The organism is Gilvibacter sediminis (assembly GCF_028561565.1).
In the GTDB taxonomy this organism is placed as follows: Bacteria; Bacteroidota; Bacteroidia; order Flavobacteriales; family Flavobacteriaceae; genus Gilvibacter; species Gilvibacter sediminis.
Map to the genome: position 1 here is coordinate 569,152 of NZ_JAQQTE010000004.1, position 19,471 is coordinate 588,622.

Consider the following 19,471-nt stretch of genomic DNA (forward strand, 5'->3'; position numbering starts at 1 on the left):
TTATCCGATGAAAATCTTAAAAACACTAAGCATTCTTTTGGTTATGGCATTGGCCGTACCCGCACAGGCACAAACTGTCGATGAAATTCTCAACAATTATTTTGAGAATACCGGCGGTGCAGATGCCTGGAATAATCTAGAATCTCTAGAAATGACTGCCATGGCAAACGCTCAAGGAATGGAAATTCCTGTAACCATGATCCAGACTAAAGAAGGTAAAATGATGCTCAAGATCAACTTCCAAGGACAGGAGATCGTTCAGCAAGCCTACGATGGAGAGACGCTATGGTCAACAAACTTCATGACTCAACAACCTGAAAAGGCTGACGCTGAAACTACAGCAAACATGAAGCTACAGACAGAAGACTTCCCTTCTCCATTCCTAAACTATAAGGAAAAAGGATTCACCGTAGAATTATTGGGTGAAGAGGTTAAAGAAGGAACTGACTGTTACAAGATCAAATTGACGCAAAAGCCTCGCATGGTAGATGGAAAAGAAGTTCCTAACGTAAGCTTCTACTACTTTGAAAAAGAGAACTTCGTTCCAATCATGTCAGAAGTTGAGATCCCATCTGGACCAATGGCAGGACAAATGTCTGTTTCTACGATGAGTGATTATCAAGAGGTTGACGGACTTTACTTTCCATTTGATATGGGAATGGGTGGTCAAGCAATCATGATCAAAGACATCAAATTAAACCCAGACCTTGACGATTCAATGTTTGTATTCCCTGGTGATGCAGACGGCGAAGAAGACAAAGACTAATAATACTTCAAGGCTGTTTAAACGCGTGAGGGAGTTCTTCCCTTAATTGTGCACAGGAAAAGCTATCGGCACAGGCGTTTAAACAGCTTTTTTGCTAACCAATAATCACAACACAAATGAAAAGAATTCTCTTTGCATTGGGCGCTTTGCTATGTATGCCAGCTGTCCAGGCGCAAGACATTGCTTTGAAAGGTAAGGAACTCTTTGGCGACATGCGTGCGCGTCATATCGGTCCCGCTCTTATGAGTGGACGAATCATTGATATGGAAGCCCACCCAACTGACCCACGAATCATCTATGCAGGTACTGCTGGTGGTGGGGTTTGGAAATCGTCAGACGGAGCTGCAACCTTCTCTCCTATTTTTGACGAACACGCACAGTCTATTGGTAGTGTTGCCGTAGACCCGAAGAATCCAGATCAAGTGATCTGGGTAGGAACCGGTGAAATCTGGACCCGTAACTCTGTATCTGTTGGAGATGGACTTTATAAATCTACAGACGGCGGAACCAACTGGGATAAGATCGGTTTTGAAAAATCAGAACGCATTGCTTCCATCGTAATCAACCCAGAGAATACAGATATTGTATATGTTGGTGTTTTGGGCGCACTATGGAGCGACAGCGACGAGCGTGGTGTGTACAAGACCACAAACGGCGGTAAAACTTGGGACAAGATCCTTTATGTAGATCAAACCACAGGTGCTGCAGATGTTATTATGGATCCTGAGAATCCTAATGTTCTTTATGCCTCTATGTGGGAGTTTAGACGTTCTGGATGGGGATTCAGTTCTGGTGGAGCCAACAGCGCTTTGTACAAGTCTACAGATGCCGGAGCTACTTGGAACAAAATTCACAACGGTTTCCCTGCTGGAGATCTTGGACGTATCGCTGTAGCCGTAGCACCAAGTGACAACAGCATCCTTTACGCAGTATTGGAGACGGAAGACAAATCCAAGAACGGTTTGTGGAAGTCAACAGACGCTGGAGCGAACTGGGAACACTTAAACAATGATTTTGGACTGACTGTACGCCCATTCTACTTCTCAAGAATTACGATTGACCCGCGCAACCCAGATGTGGTTGTAAAGGGCGGCTTGAGTGGTTCTATCAGCCGTGATGGTGGAAAGACCTTCAAGTCTTTAGGAAATATGCACAGTGATATCCACGATGTGATCTTCCATATTAACGATAGTGATATTATGTACTCCGGAACTGATGGTGGTGTTTACCGCTCTTGGAATGGAGGAACTACTTTTGAGATCGTAGAGAATTTACCGCTTTCTCAATTCTATCAGATCAGTGTTGATGACGCAGAACCTTATAATGTATACGGTGGATTGCAAGACAACGGATCTTGGTGGGGACCTAACTCTTCTCCAGGAGGAGTGAACGCCCGCGACTGGAACTCTGTTGGAGCTGGAGACGGTTTCCGCGTATTGAAGCACCCTACTAAGAACATCATCTACTCGGAGATGCAAGGGGCTGAGAACGTTTGGCGCTATGACGTAGATAAGAACCGTACACGTACGGTACAGCCTCGTCCTAAAAAGGGAGATCCTGATTTGCGTTTCAACTGGAATGCTCCAATGGCGGTAAGTGCACACCAACCGGACCGTTTCTATATGGGAAGCCAGTTTGTGCATAAGTCTGAGGATATGGGAGACACTTGGGAGATCATTTCTCCGGACTTGACTACCAACGATCCTGCTAAGCAAGATCAGTCTCAATCTGGAGGATTATCCATTGATAACTCTGGAGCCGAGAACCACACTACGATCTTTACCATTGCCGAATCTCCTTTAAATGAAAAGGTGCTTTGGGTAGGTACTGATGACGGAAACGTACAAGTTACTCGTGACGGTGGAAAGAACTGGGAAAACGTAACTCCTAATTTAGTGGGTATTCCTGCTAACACTTGGGTTTATCACATCGAAGCTAGTGTACACGGAGAAGGAACTGCATATGCGGTTTTTGACGGTCACACTACGGGTGACATGAATGCCTACGCCTTAAAGACCACAGATTACGGAAAGACTTGGACCAACATAATTTCTGATGATGTAGTTGGTTTTGTGCGTAACATCCAAGAAGATTACGAAAGTGAGAACCTATTGTTCCTTGGAACTGAGTTTGGACTTTATGTTACTATTGACGGTGGAAAGAACTGGTCTCAGTTTACTAACAATATGCCTCCAGTTGCCGTACACTTCATTGATATGCAGAAGCAGACCAATGACTTGGTTATGGGAACTCATGGGCGTGGAGTTATCATCATTGATGATATTTCTCCACTGCGCGAATTGAGTCAAGAAGTACTGAACAAAGACGTACACTTCTTCGCTTCTGAGCCAACCATCATGGTTGAGGAAAGCGGATTTAGCGGAAGCTTTGGTGGAGAAACTCAATTTGTTGGGCAAAACTCACCTACTTCAGCGCGCATTGTTTACTACTTGAAAAAGCGTCACACTTTTGGAAAGATGACCATGGAAGTTCAGGATATGGACGGAAACGTGATCTCAACGCTTGGACCAGGTAAGTCAAAAGGAATCAATGTGGTTTATTGGAACTATACTTCTGCGCAGCCAAAGGTTGCCGAAGCCAAGACTTTGAGTTTTGGTGGATTTACTTCGCCGCGTGTTCCTGCTGGAAAGTACAAAGTTGTATTGACCAAGAAGAACGATGTGTATGAGTCTGTGATCGAGCTTAAATACGATCCAAATTCATTGACAACCCTAGATGAGCGCAAGCAACAAGAGGAAATGACCAAGACGTTATACGACATGGTTGAGGACATGGCTTATGTGGTTTATACCATGAATGAGACCATGGACTATGCAGAAAGCGTGATGGAATCCAATCCGAAGGCAAAGAAGACTGCTCAGAAACTTCACGATGCCCTTACGGCCTTGATGAAGGATATGGTTGTAACTACCGGTGATAACTATGTAGCTTCTGCAGAGCCTGAGCTTCGTGAGAAGATGACGGAGCTTTACAGCAATGTTGCTACGAATTTTGACGGAGTTAGCGCTTCTGATCTGGCCAGCTTTGAGCTGATCAATACAGAATATCAAGAAGCCCTTGGACGCTTGACTGCCATTATGGACAAGGAAGGCAAGAAGTTCAATAGCTTCCTAGCTAAGAATGACCTCCCTGAGGTAACACTAAAAAGTAAAGAAGAGTTCTTAGGAAACTAAGGCTCAGATTACCAATACATTAAGGGCTTCTTCGGGAGCCCTTTTTTTGTTGATTAAACTGTTCATAACTGAACTCCATTGACCCAAAGAAAGAAAATTCTTATCGTAACTTTATTAAAACCTTTCTGTTATGGATGATAGAGACGAGCAATTGCTAGCCCTCAGACCTCAGATCCCCTCGGCCAGAATTCTGGATTCAATGAGCGCCGAAGAGTATTTTCAAAACAGCACCCTCCGCCCTATTGCAAAGCTTCAAAACGATCTACTCTTAGATATGTTTCGCAACTATGTTCGCAAACACAAGAACGTGTTTTACGAACTCTCTGTAGAAAAGCGCATGGATTACATCGAGAATGCGATCCACAAGGACATGAAGTTCAGAAACGCGCTAAAGGGCATGATCATTGGGCAGTTCACCATAGAGGAATATAGACTGTATACCTTACATTCCAGCGCACTGAACAAGCGTATGATGAACATAGTCAAGGAGCGCTTGAAAAGTCAATTACAGGTCTTAGAATACCAGTACGCGTACTAAACTGCCCACAATTATACTTAAGGCAAAACTCATCAGCGTACCGATAAGCACGTATTCGGTTTGCTTTCTGGTATTTCCTGATTTGGAATCTCCAAAGCGCAAAATAGATTTGGCACCTATCAAAAAGCCAATAGCACCGAAGTTGTCCGTAAGGATGAGGGTTAAGATGAGTATGCGTTCAAAGATACCAATGACCCTACCTGCACTTTCCAGGCTGTTCAATGCTTCATCTGCTGCAATTTCTTCTTGCCAACGTTTAGTAGCCTTACCAATGATGAATCCCACTGGGAAAATAACGATCAAATAAGCCGCCAATACTACCAAAAAGGAAGTGTTTGTGCTCAATTCGGTTAGTAATTCTGAAAATGATGTAGCAGCGGGATTTAAATACCACCAAGCGCCTACCAACACCAGTAAATGCAGCGCTTGATCCAGCAGAAATACTTTCAAATTATCCTGTTTTTTATTGAGTTTCCAGAGGTCAATAAAGAAGTGCGTGATCGTAACCACTATCGGCACCAAGAAATTGGTCCATTGTTGCAGCAAAAGATAGGTCAATATACCCGCGAGCAAGGCGTGGAAATACAAAAACCAAGATCTGGCCTTTTTAGCTTGCTTATGAGCCACAGTTGCTTTGGTTTGAAACACAAAATCCGTCAAGATGTGCGCCAACAGCAACTGTACTCCAATTAGAACCGACTCATTCATGGTCCAAAGTATTGATTACACTTTCAAAACGTTTTAAAAGGCCTTGTATTTCTTGCCAAGATGCCGCTTTTTTACGCAAGTTTATCGCAGCTTGACTGCGCTCCAAAGTATCGGCGATCTCTTGCTCTTTAAACCCTTTAAGCAAATAGTAGATCACTTCTGATGAGGCAACGGACCATCTGTCCGTAACATTGTCTAAAAAGGCAAAAGTGGTGTCAAATTCTTCATTGACGCCTGTATTACCACAGACAAACTGAGTTTTTCTACCCAAAGATTTCATGCCGTCTAATAAGCGTCCGGAAAGTTGATAGGCTTCACCGTTAGCCGTATGGGTTTGCGTTTCTGGAAAATCTCCAGTCCCAACACCAATAGCCATTCTCACATCTCCAACAGGGATCACAGCCTTTGAGATCATGGGATCCAATTGCGCTTTGGTCACTGTGGCTTTAAGGCGCAAAGCAATGCGCAAAGCGTGCTGCGGACTCTTCACTACCCCTTGAAAACTATCTCCTCTAAACATATCAAAGTGAACTTGTGCGGGGTAATCCTTCTCCAAGACTTTAAATTCCTTTTGGAGTTCTTCTAAGATAAACGCCAAGGTCTTTTTGTTATACTTGGTAGAATCGATTAAATCTGCTGTGATAACGGCTATCATCCTTTCAAAATTTGCAGAGCAGCTGCCCTATTTATAAGCTAAAGTACTTATAATTTTTAAATATAAGCTATTTGACTTATAATTTATCGTTATAAGCCTTTTGACTTATAACAGAGATTCTCCGTTAAGGTCTGTGGTCAAAACCTCACTCATATAATCAAAATACGGGCGTAAAAGTTCAAAATGATAAAGCACTTTCTCGCCAAAGTCAGGAGCTAAAACCTCTTTGTCAGTGAAAGGATGCATTACAAAAAAGGCTTTGTTCTTAATTAGGTCGATGTTCCGATGGTCCTTGCTAAAACCTTTTGGCGCTGTTTTTACTTGATATTCGGTATTTAAACCACCAAAGGCCTCCTTGAACTTAGGTTCGGCTAGTATTTTACGGATCGGCTCCGCATCAAATTCAAATTCCTTGCGAATTCGCAATAGATCTGCAGGTTCTGGACCCCAGAAACCTCCAGCCATGGCAGACGCTCCGGGCTCTATCCGCAGATAATAACCCCCGCGACGATGCGCTCCTTCTCGACTAAAGCTCACTGAGCGATGCACATTATAAGGCGTCTTGTCCTTACTGAATCTAATATCTCTATTGATGCGAAACACCTTAGTACGTTCAATGACATCGTTGGCGTTAAGACCGTCAGTAATGTCTTGGTAAAAGGCTTTTAAGGCTGCCTCATTACGCTTGTATTGCGCGCGATTGGCATCCATCCAGTCTTTGTTATTATTGCGTTTGAGCGCTTTTAAAAAGTCAAAACATTCCTTGGGAACTCGATTCATACCTGAAAAACTTGTAGAACCCTAAAGATACGTAAAACTGCAGGCTATCGCTTACTTAAATTTGTAGTAACCGCATTTGAGATAGGCTCCTTGCTCAAAGCCTATGGGATGATCCAGATCATGAGTGGTCTGTTTCCAAAGCTTATAACGGACCTCTTTTTGAGCCAAGGTGTCTGCGACCAGATCAAAGAAGGCCTGAGATGAAATCCGCGATGAACAGCTGGCCATAACCAACAGACCACCAGGCGCGACCAAGTCAGCTCCTAGTTTGACCAATCGTGAATAGGCTTTCTTGGCCCGTGATATCTCTTCCTGTTTTTTAGCAAATGCCGGAGGATCAATCACCACAATATCAAATTGTTTGTATTGCTCTTTCAAGGCCTGAAGGATCTCAAAGGCATCTCCGGCAAGGCAATGGTGTTTCCCTTGGTGAGGGTTTACCGCTGCATTTGCTTTGGCCAGTTCGAGTGCTTGCGCGCTAAGGTCTACAGAAGTTACCTCCTTTGCCCCACCAGCTAAAGCGTGAACGGAAAAACCTCCTGCATAAGCGAAAACATCTAATACTGTTTTACCACCAGCCAAGGAGCCTACTTGCTTCCTATTGTGCCTGTGATCCAAGAAGTAACCGGTCTTATGGCCTTTGATCACATTGGCGTAAAAGTTCAAGCCGTGTTCCTTAAAGATCACATCAGCATTGTTCAACGCACCATGTAATAGCTCGCCATCGGTAAAGGACTTTAAAGCACGCTGCATGTTTCTACTCAAACGCAGAACCACAACTTCTGCCCCGATCAACTCAACCAGAAACTCAGGCAACCATTTAAGGTGCTGGAGCCAAATTCCGCTGTATAATTTGATCACTGCAACCCCCGCATAAACATCAATGATAAGACCCGGCAGGCCATCGTTCTCCCCAAAGATCAAACGGTAACCGTTGGTTTTTTGTTCCAAAAGTGGAATGCGCGAGCCGTAAGCGGCTGCAATTCTGGTCTTGAAGAAATCTTGATCAATATCAGCTCCCTTCCCGCTGTGCAACAATTTGATTCTAATGGATGACTCCATATCGAAATATCCCAACCCTATAAGTTTGTCCGTATGATTGTCATAGATTACCGCCAGATCGCCCGTGACGGGCTCTGGACTTGCCTTAACAATCGCATCTTGAAAGATCCACGGATGGCCTTGCTTTACACTTCGCTGTCCGGCTTTATTGAGTTTGACGGCTATTCGTCTGGATTTGAAATCGGCCTCAGACATAAGGCTTTATGATTTCATCTTGGAGTACGGGAAGATCACCCCACTGATGGTTCCTTTACAAGCGATCTTTCCATCTTCTTTGTGCATGATTACCTCACATTTTAGTTTATTGAATCTGTAATAAACCAATGTGGATTGAACACTCACCTTATCCCCCGGAAACACTGGAGTTTTAAAGTCAATATAAGTATCAGCCAATGCAATACTCACGTCAATAGGCTCTGGGTTCACCATACGGATGCGCGCTCCAGGATGATCCAAATTATAGAGGTATATCCCAAAAGCGACCACCCCAATCTGCGCCATACATTCTGTGAGAATTACTCCTGGGGTAATTGGGAATTCTGGAAAATGCCCTTGATAGAAATAGGAGTCCTCTGGAAAGGTATAATGCCCAGAAGCGCCCTTCTCGTCTACGCTGAGCAGTTTGTCTACAAACAAAAAAGGATGGCTGTAGGGTAAACATTCTTGGATCTCAGCAGGAGTCATTGCCATAGCTTGTTCTTTTAATTAATATGCCAAAAGCTTATCTATGGCAGTGTTAAGGCGTTGTTGGGGTAAATAGTTCTTTTCTAGTGCTCCGGCAAAAGGAATGGGTGTCTCTAAACTGGCGACGCGGACAATTGGGCCATCCAAATGCTCAAAGCAGTGTTCAGCAATCAAGGCTGATATATCTGAAGCAATGCCTCCAAACATAGAATCCTCCTGCAAAAGCAAAACCTTTCCGGTGCGTTTTACGGATTCATAAATGGCTTCCGTGTCCAAGGGTTGTAGCGTTCTTAAGTCAATAAGATCAATAGAAACATCAGGACGTTGCTGAATTTCATGCAAAGCCCAATGCACTCCGGCACCATAGGTTATGATACTGATATCCGTTCCTGCATTGAGTTGCGCTGCCTTTCCAATAGGAAGCGTATAATAATCCGTAGGGACCTCTTGACGAATACTGCGGTACAAAGCTTTGTGCTCAAAGAACATCACCGGATTTGGATCTTCAATGGCGGTGGCTAACAATCCCTTCGCATCGGCAGGAAAAGCAGGATAAACCACTTTCAGCCCAGGAGTATGTGTAAACCAAGCCTCATTGGTTTGACTGTGGAAGGGGCCTGCCCCAACTCCAGCACCACAAGGCATACGCACTACAACATCTGCAGCCTGAGCCCATCGGTAGTGAGATTTTGCCAGATAATTGACAATGGGATTAAAGCCTGAGGTCACAAAATCTGCAAACTGCATCTCCATAACTGCTTTATGATCATTGATGGCCAAGCCCATACTGGCAGAGACTATGGCTGATTCACAAATGGGCGTGTTGCGCACACGTCCTTTACCGAACTGCTCTAAAAAGCCTTCAGTGATTTTAAAAACACCTCCGTATTCTGCGATGTCTTGCCCCATGATCACTAGGTTATCATGGCGTTCCATGCTCTGCTTTAAGCCTTGAGCTATGGCATCTACAAATCGAAGTTCTTCTGCATTTGAATTTTTATCAATATGCTGATATTCAAATGCTTTGAACACATCATTTAATTCATTACTCTCGGTAGAGCTAATCGCTTCTTCTGCGAATGCAATATCTAAATTGTCATTGATCTCCTGAACGATTTCATCTTTAAAAGTACCGATCTGGGTCTCGGTCAAAATACCTTCAGCCTGTAAGAAAGCTGCAAAATTCTCCACCGGATCTTTGGCAGCCCAAGCGTCCATTAATTCTTGAGGGACATACTTAGTTCCACTCGCCTCTTCATGCCCACGCATCCTAAAGGTCTTGAATTCTACCAATACCGGACGTGGATTTTCACGCATATCATCCGTAATGGATTTGAGCTGTTTGTACACCTCAAGGATATTATTCCCCTCGATAATGTGGGACTCCATGCCGTAGCCTTTTCCGCGATCCGCGAGATGCTCACAATTGTATTGCTCAGAAGTTGGTGTAGAAAGTCCGTAACCGTTATTCTCAATACAGAATAAAACCGGCAAGCTCCAGACAGAGGCTACGTTTAGCGCTTCGTGAATATCACCTTCGCTGGTTCCACCCTCACCGGTAAACACAGCACAAACCTGTTTGTTTTCCTTGAGCAGATTCCCAAGAGCAATACCATCAGCAACACCAAATTGCGGCCCTAAGTGAGAGATCATCCCAACGATCTTATACTCTTGAGTACCAAAATGGAAACTGCGGTCCCGACCTTTGGTAAACCCGCTTGCCTTTCCCTGCCATTGCGCAAAAAGCCTGTGTAGTGGAATCTCTCGAGTAGTAAAAACACCCAAATTGCGATGCATGGGAAGGATATATTCTTCTTTAGACAAAACAGAGGCGACTCCAACAGAAATGGCTTCTTGTCCTATCCCACTAAACCATTTGGAAATCTTCCCTTGACGCAGCAGGATAAGCATCTTTTCCTCGATCAATCGAGGTTTTAACATGCGCTTGTATAAGGATATTAAGGTCTCGTTGTCGAGTCCATCGATCGCATAATCAAAAGGTATGCTATGCTCCGCAGTAGATTTCATAGGTGATTTCTTCTGGTCAAATGTAGAAAAATTAAGTCGATGCATCACAGCGCTTTTCATTTATTTTAACCGTATTGACTGCTGATTTAAAATCGAGCTAAAGCCCCATTAATTAACCAATGAGCGGGAATTTTGATATATTTGCAGTAGCAATTAATCCACTGACATGAACAATATTCCAAGCGTTGATCTGGCTGACTTTTTATCTGACGATCCCGAACGCAAACAACGATTCGTAGATCAAATTGGATCTGCCTATGAAGAAATCGGTTTTGTCTCTCTGAAAAACCATTTTCTTACGGACGAATTGGTAGATCAACTCTACAAAGAAGTAAAGAATTTTTTTGCTCTTCCCTTGGAGACCAAACAACAATACGAGATTGAAGGGCTTGGCGGGCAACGCGGTTATATCTCTTTTGGTAAAGAACACGCTAAAGGGCGCAAAAAAGGAGACCTTAAAGAGTTTTGGCATTTTGGACAAGAGCCAAGCGCGGATGCTAACTTGATTGAAGAGTATCCGGCCAACGTACAGGTTGACGAACTGCCTGAATTCAATGCAACGGGCATGGAGGCTTATCGAATGTTAGAAAAAACTGGGATCTATGTATTGAGAGCTCTAGCCCTGTATATCGGTGTTGACGAGCATTATTTTGATCACTGGGCCAGCAATGGAAACAGCATTTTAAGACCGATCCACTACCCGCCTATCACTGAAGAACCCGATGGTGCCGTAAGAGCCGGTGCGCATGGAGACATCAATTTGATCACCTTATTAATGGGAGCTTCTACCGGAGGATTGCAAGTGCTTCGCAAAGATGGAGAATGGATCGATGCCATTCCTAATGAAGACGAATTGGTGATCAATGTAGGCGATATGCTAGAACGCCACACCAACAATAAATTGCGCTCTACCATTCACCGTGTGGTGAATCCGCCTAGAGAACAATGGGACCAGCCTCGCTATTCCATTCCGTTTTTTATGCATCCAAGAAGCGATATGCGTTTAGATTGCATGCCAGAATGTGTGGATGAGCAGCATCCTAAAGCCTTTGATGACATTACTGCCGGAGAGTTCTTGCACGAACGCCTAGTAGATATTGGCCTAATTAAGAAGTAAATGGATCTTCAAGACCAATTAAAGAACTTATTTCCGGATCACGTTCCGGAGCCTAGTGAAGACAAAGAGAAGCAGCCAAAACCTGAGTTTTGGATTCAGGATGAACCCCTGCTCTGTAAATATGAGAAGCGCCGCGGCAAGCCCACTACAATCATAGCGGGTTATAACGGTGCTGCTTCTGATTTTAAACTCCTCGCTAAGAAGATCAAGCAATTGCTGAGTGTTGGCGGTGGGATTAAAGACGAACAGATCATCATTCAAGGCGATTATCGGGACAAGATCATGGAATTTTTGAAAGCCCAAGGTTTTCAGGTAAAACGTGTAGGCGGTTAATACTTCTAGGCTATGAATATTCCAGAATCGGAATTGGTTCTAAACCCCGACGGCAGCGTATACCACCTGCATTTAAAACCAGAGGATATCGCTTCTACGATCATCACTGTTGGTGATCCCGAGCGTGTGGCCAAGGTCTCTGCACATTTTGATTCCATCCGTTTTAAAACCAACAAGCGCGAATTTGTCACGCATACCGGCACCTATCGCGGAAAAGAGCTCACGGTTATTTCTACAGGGATTGGCACGGATAATATTGATATTGTCCTTACGGAATTAGACGCACTGGTCAATATCGACCTTAAAACAAGAAAAATTAAAGAGGAGCACACCGCTTTGGATATTGTGCGGATCGGTACTTGTGGAGGACTGCAAGAAGACGTTCCCTTGGATTCTTTAGTTGTGAGTGCGAACGCAATTGGCTTTGATAATTTTGTGTACTTCTACGACCATAAAGGGCGTTTTAATACATCTTTAAGCCAATCTTTTATGGAGGCCTCTAAATGGAGCGCTCCCCTCTCCGATCCTTACTGCGTTGCTGCAGACAACGGGCTTATGGATCGTTTTATCAAGGCCGGATTCCAACCTGGAATTACCGTGACCAATGTAGGATTCTATGGGCCTCAGGGAAGGAGTTTACGTATTCCATTGGCACAACCAGAACTCAACTCGGCTATGAAAGCCTTCGAGTTTGAAGGCAAACGTATTTTGAACTTGGAGATGGAAACTGCCGGTATTTACGCAATGGCAGAGCTATTGGGTCATAGAGCATTGTCCCTCAATGTGATCTTAGCCAACAGAGAATTGGAAACATTTAGTAAGGATGCTGGCGCAGCTGTCGACCGATTGATAGACATAGCCCTAAATGAATTAGCAAGATGACGAATTTAAAGATCGGAGGAGTTCCAGAACATTTTAACCTGCCTTGGTATTTGACCTTGCGTGAAAAGGCGTACCATCCGGAGGGCATTAATCTGCGATGGCAAGATTTTCCTGGAGGAACTGGGGCGATGTGTAAAGCGCTGAGAGACGGCTCTATTGATATGGCCGTGATCTTGACAGAGGGCATTATTGCAGATATTGTTAAAGGGAATCCTTCTAAAATTGTACAGGTATTTGTATCCTCACCGCTGCGTTGGGGAATTCATGTGGCTGCGGATTCTGATTACCAAACCGTTGACGATCTCAAAGGAACCAAGGCTGCGATCAGCCGCTTTGGTTCAGGTTCTCACCTAATGGCCTATGTACATGCCCAACAAGAGGGATGGGACCTAGATACGGATCTGGATTTTGAATTGGTTAAAAACTTAAATGGGGCGTTAGAAAAGCTACCGCAAGGCATTGGAGACTACTTCATGTGGGAGAAATTCACCACCAAACCTTATGTAGATTCTGGCCTTTTTAGGATTGTGGGCGAATGCCCTACCCCTTGGCCTTGCTTTGTGATCGCCGTCCGAGAAGAACTCTTGGAGAATCAACCGGAATTGGTTCGCGCTATTTTGGAGATCATCAACACGACTACTTATGAATTCAAGCAAATTCCCGCTATAGATCGCATGCTGGCCAACCGTTATGATCAAAAATTAGAAGACATTCAACTGTGGTTGTCTCAGACCCAATGGAGTCAACAGAATTTAACGTCAAAACAGGTCGCTCAGGTTCAGGATCAGCTTTTAAAACTCGATCTCATTGAAGAAAAGATAGAAACCGACAACATTCTTTTCGATCTAAACTACACGTTTACAGTCGATTAAACCCATGAGGTTTGTTTCTTGGAATTTTTTTAAACTTTTTTTAGCATTAAGCGCAACCCTTTGAGAATTCCCGCATCTAATTAGTGACTAATTAACAATTAAGGGATGACTTACTTCTTTATCATATTAGGCGGATTGCTTTTGACCAACTTCCTATTACTACAGTTTTCTTGTAACGACTGCAGCGAGGTGGAAGTTCCAGAAGAGGAATAACCAAACTACCGCCATTACCAGTTAATTGGAGCCGTTCCCCGGGTTTCCAAATAGTCGTTTGTTTTACTAAAATGTTTATTGCCAAACCAATAGCCTCGGTTCACACTGAGTGGTGAAGGATGTCCTGTTTCCAGAACCAAATGCTTATCTCGATTAATTTTGCGGCCCTTCTTTTTGGCGTAGCCGCCCCAGAGTAGAAAAACAAGCCCTTCTTGTTTCTCATTTAACTTTTGAATAACAGCATCAGTGAATTGTTCCCAGCCTTTATTTTGATGAGAACCCGCTTGGTGCGCTCTTACAGTCAAAGTTGCATTGAGCAATAAGACTCCTTGGTCTGACCAATGCTTTAGGTTACCGTGATTTGGAGGTGTGAAGCCAATATCGGACTGCAGTTCCTTGTAAATATTGACTAATGATGGTGGTATAGCAATTCCTGGAGGAACAGAAAAACACAGGCCCTCTGCTTGTCCTGGCCCGTGATAAGGGTCTTGGCCAATGATCACCACTTTGACCTGATCAAAGGGTGTAGCATTAAAGGCATTGAAAATTAGTTTACCTGGTGGATAGCAAGTATGCTGCTGATATTCACTGCGGACAAAATCGGTCAAAGACTTGAAATAGTCTTTTTCAAATTCAGCTTCGAGTACAGAAGACCAACTGGGTTCGATTTTTACCTGCATAATGCGTATTTTTATAGCCTTTAAAAACACGAATTTACAATATAATCTCAAGGTGGTTTCCATACCTAAAAAGACATTAGAAGATCTCGAGTTTCCGCAAATGCTGGAGCATATTGCTGAGGGTTGTATCACCGCTTCCGGAAAGGAAGCTGTGGGAGCATTACAACCTTTTAAGAGCAAAGCCCCTGCCCTTGTGGCCTTAGAACAGACGCGAGAATTCTTGGCATCGCTCCATGGAGACAACCGCATTCCGAATCACGGCTTTGACAGCATAGATAGAGAATTGCACCTTTTAGATATTGAGAACAGTCAGATAGAACTGGAAGGTTTTAGAAAGATCGCAGCGCAGATCGCAACTATAGATACTTTGCAACGCTTTTTTAAAAAGAACAGAGAGTTCTATGTTGAATTGCACGATCAAGCTGAGGACGTAGTACTTTGCGTCCATTTAAAGACTGCTATTGACGGGGTGATTGACAGGCATGGTTTGATTAAAGACGATGCTTCAGAACAGCTTTTTGAGGTCCGTAAGCGTCTTAAGCACGTGCGCGGACAGATCAGTAGTTCGTTCAATCGCGCGCTCACAGTAGCGATCAAAAGTGACCACTTGGATGAGATCCGAGAAAGTGTCGTAGAAGGCAAACGCGTATTGGCCGTTAAGGCTATGCACCGCAGAAAGGTCAAAGGCGTAGTTGTTGGGAGTTCCAAAACAGGCAGTATTGTCTATATGGAACCTCGCGCTACTTTAGAATACGAGAACGAACTCAGCAACCTGCTTTATGAAGAAGCTGAGGCGATCAAAAAGATCCTGAAGGAACTCACCGATCTGCACCGCCCATCTTTAGAGGATCTCCGCGACGGTCAGTCTTATTTGACGCAGATTGACGTGCTTTATGCTAAGGCTAAGTATGCATCAGCTATCAATGCCTGCAAGCCACGAATTGCAGGAGTGAAACAACTCATCCTCAAAGACGCCTATCACCCTTTGCTTTTAATGAGCAATGCCAAGCGCAAAGAAAAGACCATTCCCCAGACATTGAGCCTTACAAACGACAGCCGCATTATAGTGATCTCTGGACCTAATGCTGGTGGAAAGAGTATTACCTTAAAAACAGTGGGCTTGTTGCAACTCATGTTGCAATCGGGGATTTTAGTTCCTGTTGACCCAACGAGTAGTTTTGGTTGGTTTGACCGGGTTTTGAGTGATATTGGAGACAATCAGTCCATTGACAATCACTTGAGTACGTACAGCTACCGACTCAAACAAATGAATTACTTCCTCAAGAAGTGCAACGGCAAGACCTTATTTTTGATCGATGAGTTTGGGACCGGTTCTGATCCAGAACTAGGAGGCGCATTAGCAGAGACCTTTTTAGAAGAGTTTTATGAGCGTGAAGCTTTTGGGATCATCACCACTCACTATACCAATCTCAAGCTATTGGCCAGTGAATTGCCGCATGCTTTGAATGCCAATATGCAGTTCGATCCTAAATCGCTGGAGCCGCTTTACACCTTATTTACAGGTGAGGCGGGAAGCTCCTACACCTTTGAGGTCGCTCAAAAGAATGGGATCCCTTATGGACTCATCAATCGGGCTAAAAAGAAGATCGCCGCAGGAAAGGTGCGCTTTGACAAGACCATTGCCAATCTGCAAAAAGAGCGTTCGGAGATCCGTAAAACTACAGCCAGTTTAAAATCCGAAGCAGAAAAGGCCAAAGAAGAAACCCGTCAGCTGGAAGAAACTCAGCAGAAAGTACAACAGAAGCTGGAGCGCTATCAGGAACTCTTTGACAGCCAACAGCGCATGATTCAATTGGGAAAAAAGATCGATGCCATTGCAGCTTCCTTTGCCAACCACAAACGCAAACGCCAGCTCATTGATGAGGTGATGAAGTTGGTTGCTGTGGAGAACGCCAAGCGCAAGCCTGCTAAAAAACCCAAGGCTCCTGCCAAGAAAAAGGAAGAAAAGGCTAAAAAGCATCAGCTTAAAGAAGAAGTGGAAAAGGAAATGGCAGTAATTCGCAAGCGCAAAAAGAAAGAAAAAGCGCAGCAAACCAAACAAGAGGCTGCCAAACCTAAGGTGCTGCCAAAGATTGGAGACCGCGTGCGTATGATAGACGGCAAAGCCATTGGAACCTTGGATTCCATTGAAAAAGATACTGCTGTAGTGAATTACGGTATCTTTACGACTAAAGTATCAGTAACCCAATTGGAGAAAGTATGAGTCAGGCAGATGGACATAAAATAATCCTGTTTGATGGGGTTTGTAACCTCTGTAATGGCGCGGTGACCTATGTGATCAAACGCGACCCGAAAGACCGTTTTAGGTTCGCGGCCTTGCAAAGTGATATTGGGCAAGCCTTAGTAGCCGAACACGGTATTGATACTTCCGCAGTGGATTCCATCATCCTTATCGATCAAGGCCAAGCTTACACCAAGTCTTCTGCAGCCCTGCGTATTGCAAAATACATGAAGGGCGGCTACCCCCTACTTTACGGATTTATGATCATCCCAAACTTCATTAGAAATTGGGTCTATGATTTCATTGCTCGCAACCGCTACAAATGGTATGGTAAAAAAGAGAGTTGTATGATCCCAACTCCAGAATTGAAGGCCAAATTTCTTTGATCCCTCATCCACTAGCAAGACAGGCTTGGTCAAAAGCCCTGTTCAATCATTCTCTCTTGTAGTCGCTTAATTCTCAGGCTAGTTTTACACCAAACTAAATTATATCGCCATGAGAAGAATTATACCTTTACTTCTAGTATTATTGAGTCTTTCCGGCTGGGCTACAGAAAAGAATCCGGTTGAAACTAAAATAGAATCCGTAACTGTTTATCGCGAAGGGGCCACCGTGACTCGCAGCGGAAAGGTCTTTCTAAAAAGTGGAGAAAACAGCCTACTTTTAAAGGATCTAGCTCCTGATATTGACGAGAATTCCATTCAGATCTCCGGTCTGAACAACGCCAGTGTGCGTTCTATACTGTATCGTATAGATTACCTGGAGAAAAAAGCGCCATCTCAGACTTATCAAGCGCTTCAGCTCAGACAAGATCAAATTGAACGCTCTATTAAATTGATCAATAATACCGTTGCTGGATATAAAGAAGAGCTCAAAATCCTTGGCAAGAATCAAGTGATTCACGGAGACCAAAGCAATATCTCTATTGAGCGCGTTAAAGAAATGACGCAATACTACAGAGACCGTACCATCACTGTCAATAATGAATTGTTGAATTTGCAGTACGAGATAGACAGTCTAAAGCTGATCAAGGTGGATCTGTACCAAGAAATGACCGCCTTGCAAACCGAAAAGAACGAAAAGCGCGGGGTTATTGAATTCATTATTGACGCTCCGGTAGCAACAGCTATTGAATTGAGTGTTAGTTATACCGTAGCAACTGCGGGCTGGTACCCAACCTACGACATTCGTGCCACTAGTACCACGGCTCCTGTGGATATTCTATACAAAGCCAATGTTTATCAGCAAACCGGTTCAGACTGGAATGACATCGACCTTATCCTATCCACCGGAGACCCAACAACCAACAATACAAAACCCGTTTTATCTCCTAAATACTTAAACTTCGGAACAAGCTTTAGCAGCAGTTTGCCGGCTCAGAGCAGTGCTGTGAAGTACAACCCAACCATCCGTAAAGTGAGTGGAACCGTTGTGGACGCCTCTGGATTACCGCTACCCGGAGTGAATATCATTGAACAGAACACCTCCAATGGTACGCAAACCGATTTTGATGGGAATTACACACTTAACATTCAAGGCGGGCGCAATTTGATCTACAGTTATATAGGCTTTGAATCTGTGGTGAACCCGATTCACGCTTCGCGTATGGACCTGCAAATGCAAGAAGATCCAAACGCCTTAGATGAAGTAGTGGTGATTGCTCAAGGGATACGCAGAGAAGCAAAGGCCTTAGGGTATGCCGTATCAACCGTTACGGCTGATGATCTTTACGGTTACAGTCAATACGGAGTTGCCAGCGCATTGAGTGGCAAAGCATCTGGTGTTAATATTACGGCGCAAAGCGGAGCTAGTGGAAGCGCGACTAGTGTGGTTATTAGAGGTTACAGCAGCCTTACCGGATCTGATGAAGCCTTGTTCGTTATTGATGGAATCCCTTACAGTTCAGATACTTTGAATTTGTCTGGAAGTCTAGGGTCTACGAGCTTTTTGGACATACAACCTGAGGATATTATTGACGTTAACATCCTTAAAGGCAACGCTGCGGCAACACTTTACGGAACCGCTGGGCGCAATGGTGTGGTGGTGATCACCACCAAATCTGGGGAAGGCTTGACCGGAGTTGGAAATGTGAAATTTGCTGGTTTGACCACCATGCGCTTTGAGATCCCTAAAAAGCACACCATCAATTCTGACGCTAAGATCACGGCCATTGATCTGGACAAATTTGAACTAGCCGCAGAATTTAGTTATTACGCTGCTCCTGGATTGAATGAAAATGTATTCCTAACCGCTAAGATCAAGAATTGGGAAGCCTATGATCTGTTGCAAGGAGAAGCCAATATCTACTTTGACGGGAACTTTGCGGGAAAAACGCTGATCAATCCAAACGTGGCCAGTAAGGGAATTCAAGTTTCACTAGGGCCGGACACTGCTATTGTCATTGCCCGTAAAGAGAAGCAAAATTTTAAAAGCAAGTCCTTCTTGGGTGGAAACCGAGTGCTGGATCGCGCGTATGAGATCACCGTTAAAAATAACAAGCCTATTGATGTGGAGTTGATCATTGAAGATCGGATCCCGATCTCGCAGAACAAAGAGATCAAAGTAGAAGATATGGCCTACGGGGATGGAAATTACAACGAGCAGACGGGAATCATCCGTTGGACCTTAAAACTACCTCCAAAAGCTACGGGAGAAAAGAGCTTTAGCTTTACAGTCAAGCACCCAAAAGAAGAAATGATCAATTTATAAAGAAAGAA

At 44.0% G+C, this 19,471-nt stretch carries 17 protein-coding genes; 10 read left to right on the forward strand and 7 right to left on the reverse strand.

Annotated elements, in window-relative coordinates; all coding sequences use genetic code 11:
• Window positions 1–7 precede the first annotated feature (7 nt).
• From POW22_RS09900 to POW22_RS09910, 3 genes are all read left to right on the forward strand, one after another.
• Window positions 8–766 carry an outer membrane lipoprotein-sorting protein gene (locus POW22_RS09900; protein WP_272832510.1) on the forward strand — a complete coding sequence of 253 codons (759 nt, stop codon included), beginning with the start codon at window positions 8–10 and terminating at the stop codon, window positions 764–766.
• Window positions 767–882: 116 nt separating this feature from the next.
• The gene (locus POW22_RS09905; protein ID WP_272832511.1) at window positions 883–3,960 is read left to right on the forward strand and encodes a WD40/YVTN/BNR-like repeat-containing protein; all 3,078 of its coding nucleotides are present in this window, start codon (window positions 883–885) and stop codon (window positions 3,958–3,960) included.
• 130 nt (window positions 3,961–4,090) lie between these two features.
• Window positions 4,091–4,498: a glyoxalase gene (locus POW22_RS09910; protein WP_272832512.1), complete on the forward strand. Its 408-nt coding sequence runs from the start codon at window positions 4,091–4,093 to the stop codon at window positions 4,496–4,498.
• Here POW22_RS09910 and POW22_RS09915 read toward each other — a convergent pair.
• The 6 genes from POW22_RS09915 to POW22_RS09940 form a co-directional block, all read right to left on the reverse strand.
• Window positions 4,475–5,206 (reverse strand): DUF3307 domain-containing protein, encoded by a 732-nt coding sequence (locus POW22_RS09915; RefSeq protein ID WP_272832513.1) that lies wholly within the window; start codon window positions 5,204–5,206, stop codon window positions 4,475–4,477. The genes POW22_RS09910 and POW22_RS09915 overlap by 24 nt on opposite strands.
• Window positions 5,199–5,861 carry a hypothetical protein gene (locus tag POW22_RS09920; protein WP_272832514.1) on the reverse strand — a complete coding sequence of 221 codons (663 nt, stop codon included), beginning with the start codon at window positions 5,859–5,861 and terminating at the stop codon, window positions 5,199–5,201. The genes POW22_RS09915 and POW22_RS09920 overlap by 8 nt, the downstream gene beginning before the upstream one ends.
• A 105-nt stretch (window positions 5,862–5,966) precedes the next feature.
• On the reverse strand, window positions 5,967–6,641 hold the full coding sequence (locus POW22_RS09925) for a DUF2461 domain-containing protein (RefSeq protein WP_272832515.1): 675 nt from the start codon (window positions 6,639–6,641) through the stop codon (window positions 5,967–5,969).
• 51 nt (window positions 6,642–6,692) lie between these two features.
• Window positions 6,693–7,898, reverse strand: coding sequence for a class I SAM-dependent rRNA methyltransferase (locus POW22_RS09930; protein WP_272832516.1), 1,206 nt, complete (start codon window positions 7,896–7,898; stop codon window positions 6,693–6,695).
• A 6-nt stretch (window positions 7,899–7,904) separates the two neighbouring features.
• The gene (locus POW22_RS09935) at window positions 7,905–8,393 is read right to left on the reverse strand and encodes a 3-hydroxyacyl-ACP dehydratase FabZ family protein (protein ID WP_336407713.1); all 489 of its coding nucleotides are present in this window, start codon (window positions 8,391–8,393) and stop codon (window positions 7,905–7,907) included.
• A 15-nt stretch (window positions 8,394–8,408) separates the two neighbouring features.
• A complete protein-coding gene (locus tag POW22_RS09940) occupies window positions 8,409–10,415 on the reverse strand; it encodes an alpha-ketoacid dehydrogenase subunit alpha/beta (RefSeq protein ID WP_272832593.1) in 2,007 nt (668 codons plus the stop codon).
• A 166-nt stretch (window positions 10,416–10,581) separates the two neighbouring features.
• Between POW22_RS09940 and POW22_RS09945 the strand changes: the two genes are divergently transcribed.
• Genes POW22_RS09945 through POW22_RS09960 form a run of 4 tightly spaced genes read left to right on the forward strand, consistent with a single transcriptional unit; the run spans window position 10,582 to window position 13,619 of the window.
• Entirely contained in the window at window positions 10,582–11,532 is a 951-nt protein-coding gene (locus POW22_RS09945; RefSeq protein WP_272832517.1) for an isopenicillin N synthase family dioxygenase, read from the forward strand.
• On the forward strand, window positions 11,533–11,865 hold the full coding sequence (locus tag POW22_RS09950; RefSeq protein WP_272832518.1) for a translation initiation factor: 333 nt from the start codon (window positions 11,533–11,535) through the stop codon (window positions 11,863–11,865). It begins immediately after the preceding gene.
• A gap of 12 nt (window positions 11,866–11,877) precedes the next feature.
• The gene (locus POW22_RS09955; protein WP_272832519.1) at window positions 11,878–12,747 is read left to right on the forward strand and encodes a nucleoside phosphorylase; all 870 of its coding nucleotides are present in this window, start codon (window positions 11,878–11,880) and stop codon (window positions 12,745–12,747) included.
• Complete coding sequence (locus tag POW22_RS09960; protein WP_272832520.1) at window positions 12,744–13,619, forward strand: substrate-binding domain-containing protein; 876 nt, start codon at window positions 12,744–12,746, stop codon at window positions 13,617–13,619. Before POW22_RS09955 ends, POW22_RS09960 begins: the two co-directional genes overlap by 4 nt.
• A gap of 227 nt (window positions 13,620–13,846) precedes the next feature.
• Here POW22_RS09960 and ung read toward each other — a convergent pair whose 3' ends face one another.
• Window positions 13,847–14,512 carry a uracil-DNA glycosylase gene (ung, locus tag POW22_RS09965; RefSeq protein ID WP_272832521.1) on the reverse strand — a complete coding sequence of 222 codons (666 nt, stop codon included), beginning with the start codon at window positions 14,510–14,512 and terminating at the stop codon, window positions 13,847–13,849.
• A gap of 52 nt (window positions 14,513–14,564) precedes the next feature.
• Between ung and POW22_RS09970 the strand changes: the two genes are divergently transcribed.
• From POW22_RS09970 to POW22_RS09980, 3 genes are all read left to right on the forward strand, one after another.
• On the forward strand, window positions 14,565–16,736 hold the full coding sequence (locus POW22_RS09970; RefSeq protein ID WP_419180999.1) for an endonuclease MutS2: 2,172 nt from the start codon (window positions 14,565–14,567) through the stop codon (window positions 16,734–16,736).
• On the forward strand, window positions 16,733–17,140 hold the full coding sequence (locus POW22_RS09975) for a thiol-disulfide oxidoreductase DCC family protein (RefSeq protein ID WP_272832523.1): 408 nt from the start codon (window positions 16,733–16,735) through the stop codon (window positions 17,138–17,140). The genes POW22_RS09970 and POW22_RS09975 overlap by 4 nt, the downstream gene beginning before the upstream one ends.
• A gap of 109 nt (window positions 17,141–17,249) precedes the next feature.
• Window positions 17,250–19,463: a mucoidy inhibitor MuiA family protein gene (locus POW22_RS09980; RefSeq protein ID WP_272832524.1), complete on the forward strand. Its 2,214-nt coding sequence runs from the start codon at window positions 17,250–17,252 to the stop codon at window positions 19,461–19,463.
• Window positions 19,464–19,471 lie beyond the last annotated feature (8 nt).

Coding starts and splice junctions, on each gene's coding strand:
- POW22_RS09900 (WP_272832510.1), top strand. CDS start 8: ATGAAAATCTTAAAAACACTAAGCATTCTTTTGGTTATGGCATTGGCC.
- POW22_RS09905 (WP_272832511.1), top strand. CDS start 883: ATGAAAAGAATTCTCTTTGCATTGGGCGCTTTGCTATGTATGCCAGCT.
- POW22_RS09910 (WP_272832512.1), top strand. CDS start 4,091: ATGGATGATAGAGACGAGCAATTGCTAGCCCTCAGACCTCAGATCCCC.
- POW22_RS09915 (WP_272832513.1), bottom strand. CDS start 5,206: ATGAATGAGTCGGTTCTAATTGGAGTACAGTTGCTGTTGGCGCACATC.
- POW22_RS09920 (WP_272832514.1), bottom strand. CDS start 5,861: ATGATAGCCGTTATCACAGCAGATTTAATCGATTCTACCAAGTATAAC.
- POW22_RS09925 (WP_272832515.1), bottom strand. CDS start 6,641: ATGAATCGAGTTCCCAAGGAATGTTTTGACTTTTTAAAAGCGCTCAAA.
- POW22_RS09930 (WP_272832516.1), bottom strand. CDS start 7,898: ATGTCTGAGGCCGATTTCAAATCCAGACGAATAGCCGTCAAACTCAAT.
- POW22_RS09935 (WP_336407713.1), bottom strand. CDS start 8,393: ATGGCAATGACTCCTGCTGAGATCCAAGAATGTTTACCCTACAGCCAT.
- POW22_RS09940 (WP_272832593.1), bottom strand. CDS start 10,415: ATGAAATCTACTGCGGAGCATAGCATACCTTTTGATTATGCGATCGAT.
- POW22_RS09945 (WP_272832517.1), top strand. CDS start 10,582: ATGAACAATATTCCAAGCGTTGATCTGGCTGACTTTTTATCTGACGAT.
- POW22_RS09950 (WP_272832518.1), top strand. CDS start 11,533: ATGGATCTTCAAGACCAATTAAAGAACTTATTTCCGGATCACGTTCCG.
- POW22_RS09955 (WP_272832519.1), top strand. CDS start 11,878: ATGAATATTCCAGAATCGGAATTGGTTCTAAACCCCGACGGCAGCGTA.
- POW22_RS09960 (WP_272832520.1), top strand. CDS start 12,744: ATGACGAATTTAAAGATCGGAGGAGTTCCAGAACATTTTAACCTGCCT.
- ung (WP_272832521.1), bottom strand. CDS start 14,512: ATGCAGGTAAAAATCGAACCCAGTTGGTCTTCTGTACTCGAAGCTGAA.
- POW22_RS09975 (WP_272832523.1), top strand. CDS start 16,733: ATGAGTCAGGCAGATGGACATAAAATAATCCTGTTTGATGGGGTTTGT.
- POW22_RS09980 (WP_272832524.1), top strand. CDS start 17,250: ATGAGAAGAATTATACCTTTACTTCTAGTATTATTGAGTCTTTCCGGC.